Here is a 4,676-nt window from a genome sequence, read left to right on the forward strand (position 1 = left end):
AGGGGTCGCGGTGTCCCCGGACGGTGGCCGCGTCTACGTGGCGAACTCCGGCGGGAACTCGGTGTCGGTGATCGACACGGCCGGCGGTCAGGTCAGCGCCACCTTCGCCGTGGACGGCAGCCCCCGCGGACTGGCCCTGACCCCGGACGGCCACCGGCTCTACGTCACCACCCCGGACAAGGGCACCGCCTCGGATCCGAACACGGGCACCGTGTCACTGATCGACACGGACAGCGGCCAGGTGACCGCCACCATCGCCGTGGGCGACAACCCCGCCGCGGTGGTCGTCGCCGCCGACGCACAGCACGCCTACGTCACGGTGGCCGGTGACAACGTCGTCAAGGTGATCGACACCGGCGCCGACCAGGTCACCGGTACCATCACCGTCGGCGCTACGCCGGTCGGCCTGGGGGTGACCACGGACGGCCGTCACCTGTACGTCGCCGACGCCGGCACGAACACCGTGTCCGTGGTCGACACCGGCACCGGCCGGGTCACCACCGTCACCGTGGGGCAGAGCCCCCTCGGGGTGGCGACGGCTTCCGACGGCCGTACGGCGTACGTCACCAACGGTGGTGCGAACTCGGTGTCGGTGATCAGGGACACCACCAGCTACCAGGTGGACGGCACGATCAGCGCCGGTTCCAACTGCCTCGGGCTGGCCGCGACGACGGACGGCCGCCGCGTCTACGTCGGCAACGCGGGCCGGATCGAGAATCCCGGTTCGACCACGGTGTCGGTGATCGACACCACCGACAACCACGTTTCCACCACGATCCCGATGACGATCACCCCCATCGCCGTGGCGCTGGCCCCGGACGGCCACCACCTCTACGTCGTCGGTTCGAGCGCGCTGGTCGTCATCGACACCGGTACGACGCAGGTGGTCGACACCATCCCCCTCGGAGAACACCTCGGCCTGAGCGGAGTGGCGGTGACCCCGGACGGTCGCAGCGTCTGGGTTCCCAGCTCGGCCTCGCCCAACAACGAGCCGATCGTGTTCGTGGTCGACACCGCCACCAAGCAGATCAGCAAGATCACTGTCGGGAAGACGCCCTCGGCGGTCGCCGTCGCACCGAACGGCCGCGTCTACGTGACCAATGCCGGCACGAACAACGTGTCGGTCATCGACGCCGTGCTGAAGCAGGTGGCCGCCGCGCCGATCCCCGTCGGCGACAACCCCCTCGGGGTGACTGTGTCTCCGGACGGTCACCATGCCTACGTCACCGACTTCTTCGACGGCACCGTGTCGGTGATCGACCTCGCAGCGGGCCGGGTGACGGCGACCGTGACCGTCGGTGGCGGCCCCTGGGCCGTGTCGGTGTCCCCGGACAACCGGCACGTCTTCGTCACCGACACCCAATCGCACGCCGTCTCGGTGATCGACACCAACCTGCTCTGAGCCGGGGCGCCCGCCAAGGGTATGCGGTTCAGAGGCGTCCGCAGGCGATGTCGGAAGTCGCGCCCGGTTCTTCCGATGCCGGGTCGCTGAATCCCGACGTCTCGTCCCAGGGGATTCCCTGCCACTCGCTCAGGGCGTAGGCCATGATCCGGTCATGGGAAATCGGATCCGTCGGTCCACTGAGGATCATGGTCACCATGAGATCCCGGCCCTGGGTTTGGGCATCACTCAACACCTCGCGAGCATCTTCGAGGTAGGAGTCCACGATCTCCCCTCGGACGCTCACCTGGAGGTACTGCTCCAGGACCGGTTCTCCGGGGCGTGAGATCCGAATTCTGCCGGCGGCCCAGCCGTCGCCTTCGCTGATGGCGCCGTGTGAGACGTCGGCGTCTTCGGCTACCAGGTGGGCCAGCAGGGCTGTCAGGGACTCCAGGGCAGTCTTGTCACCCGAGCGCCCGAGGGCGCCGCATTCAAAGGCCATGAAGATTCCGTTCCAGCGGTCGGTGGGCGTCGACAACGTACCGGAAGCCGATCCCGCAGGTCTTCGGGAGGTGTGCCGGCGGCGCTGGACCTCGGGCAGGCCGGCGGGGAAGTCGGTGCCGGACACCGGCTCAGCGTGGGTCGTACACCCGGCCCCGGCCCTGGCGGTTGCCGTCGACGGCACAGGGCCCGGCCCGGGTGTCGGCGTGCGGGTGAACGTGGTCAACGGGGTGTGGACGGGCGCGCCCGGTCGTAGGCGTGTTGAGGGGTCACCCGCCGTGGCAGTGGCGGATGCGGGTGGTCCGGCCGGGCGGTGAGGATCCGTTGGGCCAGGGTCCGTACCTTGCTCCAGGTCACGTCGGCGGCCAGGGCGTCGGCCCAGCGGTCGGGGCGGTTGCGGGCGTCCGTTCCGTCGAGCAGTTCGTGGATGGCTTTGAGGTCCTGGAGGGTTTGCGGGTCGGAGGTTCCCCGTTCCGCCATGGCTTCGGCCAGTTGCAGGACGAACTCGACGTCGTCGGCGATGGCGGCAGTTCTCACGTCATGGGCGTCGGCCCAGGCCAGCTGATCGGAGGGTTCGGCTGCGAGGGTGGCCAGCAGTCGTGCTGTCCAGCGCTGCCAGTGGTCGTTGTCGTCGGGGCTCATGCGAGCAGGGTCCCATTGAGCCGTTTCCTCGTTCAGCTGCCCCGCCACCCGGGACGACGACCTCCCGGCCGCAGCCGCAGGCCCGCTCAACGCGTCGGCGGCCCGCTCCGGCACTGTGCGGTGCCGAGCCTTCGGCTGGTCGTGGCTGTCCTCGCCTGCCGCGCACGACGTCATCGCGGCGCGGCGGGCATGGTCTACGGGCAGGTGCCCGGTGCACCGAGTACCCGGGGCAGGTTCCTGGGAGGAGACGGCACCCAGGAACGACACCGGGCGCCTCACCGACGCCGGTCTGCCGGTGTGCCTGGGCGCATCGCGCAGCGCTGCGAGACACGGGGTTTCTCATGGCCTGGATACCTCGAAGTGGCCGGATCTGGGTATTCAATTGTGTTTTGTCATGATTTGTCATCAAGCGTCCTGTCATGCTCGTGACTTGTCGTTCGGGGTGCGGGGCGCTTCGTGGTGAGGAGAGGTGAACCCGCGGATGAGTGCTCGTACGCGTGGACAGGGCGGCCTGCCGTGGTACCGGATCGGCTGTCAGCGGCCCCTGGCCGTGTTCAACAGGACCCTGGACGGTGGGACGACCCCGGTTCCCGCCGTCGCCGCGTCCGACCCGGTTGACCCGGGCGGACACCGCGGACACCGCGGGGAGCGCGGTGCGGGGATGGCATCGCTGGGGTGCGCACTGCTGTCCGGCATGGCGCTGCTGGCGGCCGCGGCTGCACCGGTGGCCGCCGCGCCGGGGGAGACCGTTCCGGTGCAGGCGCAGCAGGCCGATCCGTCGCAGACCTTCACCTTCACCGGCGCACCGCAGTCCGTGACGGTTCCGGCGGCGGTGGTGGTGACGATCACCGCGGACGGCGCGGGCGGCGCCGACAACACCGGCACCCCCTGTTCCGTCACGGGGGCCGGCGGGGCGGGGGCGCGGGTGGTGACCACCCTGCCGCCGACCACCGCCCCGACGACCTTCACCGTCACCGTCGGCGGCACCGGCGGCAAGGGCTGCAACGGCACCGGGACGGGGGGTGCCGGCGGGTTCAACGGCGGCGCCCCGGGGGGGAGCTATCCGCTCACCGGTTTCCGTTTCGAAGGTCCGGGCGGGGGCGGGGCCTCCAGCGTCAGCACGGGCGGCTCCCTACTGGTGGTCGCCGGAGGCGGCGGCGGTGCCGGCGGCACCGGGGCAGACTCCACGGGGGGCAACGGAGGCAACGGCGGGACGACGCCGGATGCCACCGGCGGTACCGCGGGAACTGCCACCGGCCCCGGGGCTTCGCCGGGGCAGGGCGGGGGCGGCGGCAGCACCAGTACCAACACGGGAGGCCCCGGGGGCGCCGCGGGCACCGTCACATTCTGCGTGGCCACGAACGGCGGGCCGGGGGGCGGGTTCTCGGGTGCCACGGTCGGTACCGGTGGCACCGGCGGCACCTTCGACGGCGGCTGCGCCGCCACTGCCATCGGTGCCGGCGGCGGCGGTGGCGGCGGGTACTTCGGCGGCGGGGGCGGCGGCAGCGCCGCCGTCAACCGCCTCGGCACCTCGGCGGGCGGGGGCGGGGGTGGCGGGGGCAGCAGCTTCGCCACCAACACGGGTACCGGCACGGGCTATGCGCCGTCGACGATCGGGACGGCGAACCAGGACGGCCAGGTGACCATCTCCTACGTGCTCCCGTCCTTGACCGTCACCAAGACCCACACCGGGCACTTCACCCAGGGGCAGGACGGCACCTACACCATCACCGTGGGCAACGCCATCGGGGCCGCTCCGACCGACGGCAGCACGGTCACCGTGTACGACACCCTGCCCGCCGGCCTCGTGGCCGACAGCATCGGTGGCACGGGATGGAACTGCACCCTGGACATCCTCACCTGCACCCGTAGCGACGTCCTCCCCGCCGGGAGCAGCTACCCGCCCATCACCCTGCAGGTCGACGTCTCCTGCGAGGCCCACACCCAGGTGACGAACCGCGCCACCGCCCTGGGAGGCGGCGACACCACCAGCCACACCGCCGCCGACCCCACCGAGATCAAGCGCCACGAGCACGACCGGCGCTGCGAGCGCCACGACCACTGGTAACCCGAACGGCCCTGTGTCGACGGCGGGGCACGTCCATGCGGGGCGGGCGCCCCGGTGGGCCTGGGGGGGGGGTAAGTGACGGGG

Annotated in this window: 4 protein-coding genes; 2 read left to right on the forward strand and 2 right to left on the reverse strand. The window is 71.3% G+C overall.

Features of this window, described 5'->3' with window-relative positions:
• Window positions 1–1,402 (forward strand): cytochrome D1 domain-containing protein (locus ACFV04_RS21235; protein WP_380531121.1); only part of this gene is annotated, 1,402 nt, incomplete at its 5' end.
• A 28-nt stretch (window positions 1,403–1,430) separates the two neighbouring features.
• Here ACFV04_RS21235 and ACFV04_RS21240 read toward each other — a convergent pair.
• Window positions 1,431–2,009: a hypothetical protein gene (locus tag ACFV04_RS21240; RefSeq protein WP_380531124.1), complete on the reverse strand. Its 579-nt coding sequence runs from the start codon at window positions 2,007–2,009 to the stop codon at window positions 1,431–1,433.
• A gap of 95 nt (window positions 2,010–2,104) precedes the next feature.
• Entirely contained in the window at window positions 2,105–2,524 is a 420-nt protein-coding gene (locus tag ACFV04_RS21245) for a hypothetical protein (RefSeq protein WP_380531127.1), read from the reverse strand.
• 661 nt (window positions 2,525–3,185) lie between these two features.
• Between ACFV04_RS21245 and ACFV04_RS21250 the strand changes: the two genes are divergently transcribed.
• Window positions 3,186–4,592: a hypothetical protein gene (locus tag ACFV04_RS21250; protein WP_380531129.1), complete on the forward strand. Its 1,407-nt coding sequence runs from the start codon at window positions 3,186–3,188 to the stop codon at window positions 4,590–4,592.
• Window positions 4,593–4,676: the final 84 nt, after the last annotated feature.

Origin of the sequence: Kitasatospora sp. NPDC059599 (assembly GCF_042735125.1) — a bacterium.
Taxonomy (GTDB): Bacteria; Actinomycetota; Actinomycetes; order Streptomycetales; family Streptomycetaceae; genus Kitasatospora.

Coding starts and splice junctions, on each gene's coding strand:
- ACFV04_RS21250 (WP_380531129.1), top strand. CDS start 3,186: ATGGCATCGCTGGGGTGCGCACTGCTGTCCGGCATGGCGCTGCTGGCG.
- ACFV04_RS21245 (WP_380531127.1), bottom strand. CDS start 2,524: ATGAGCCCCGACGACAACGACCACTGGCAGCGCTGGACAGCACGACTG.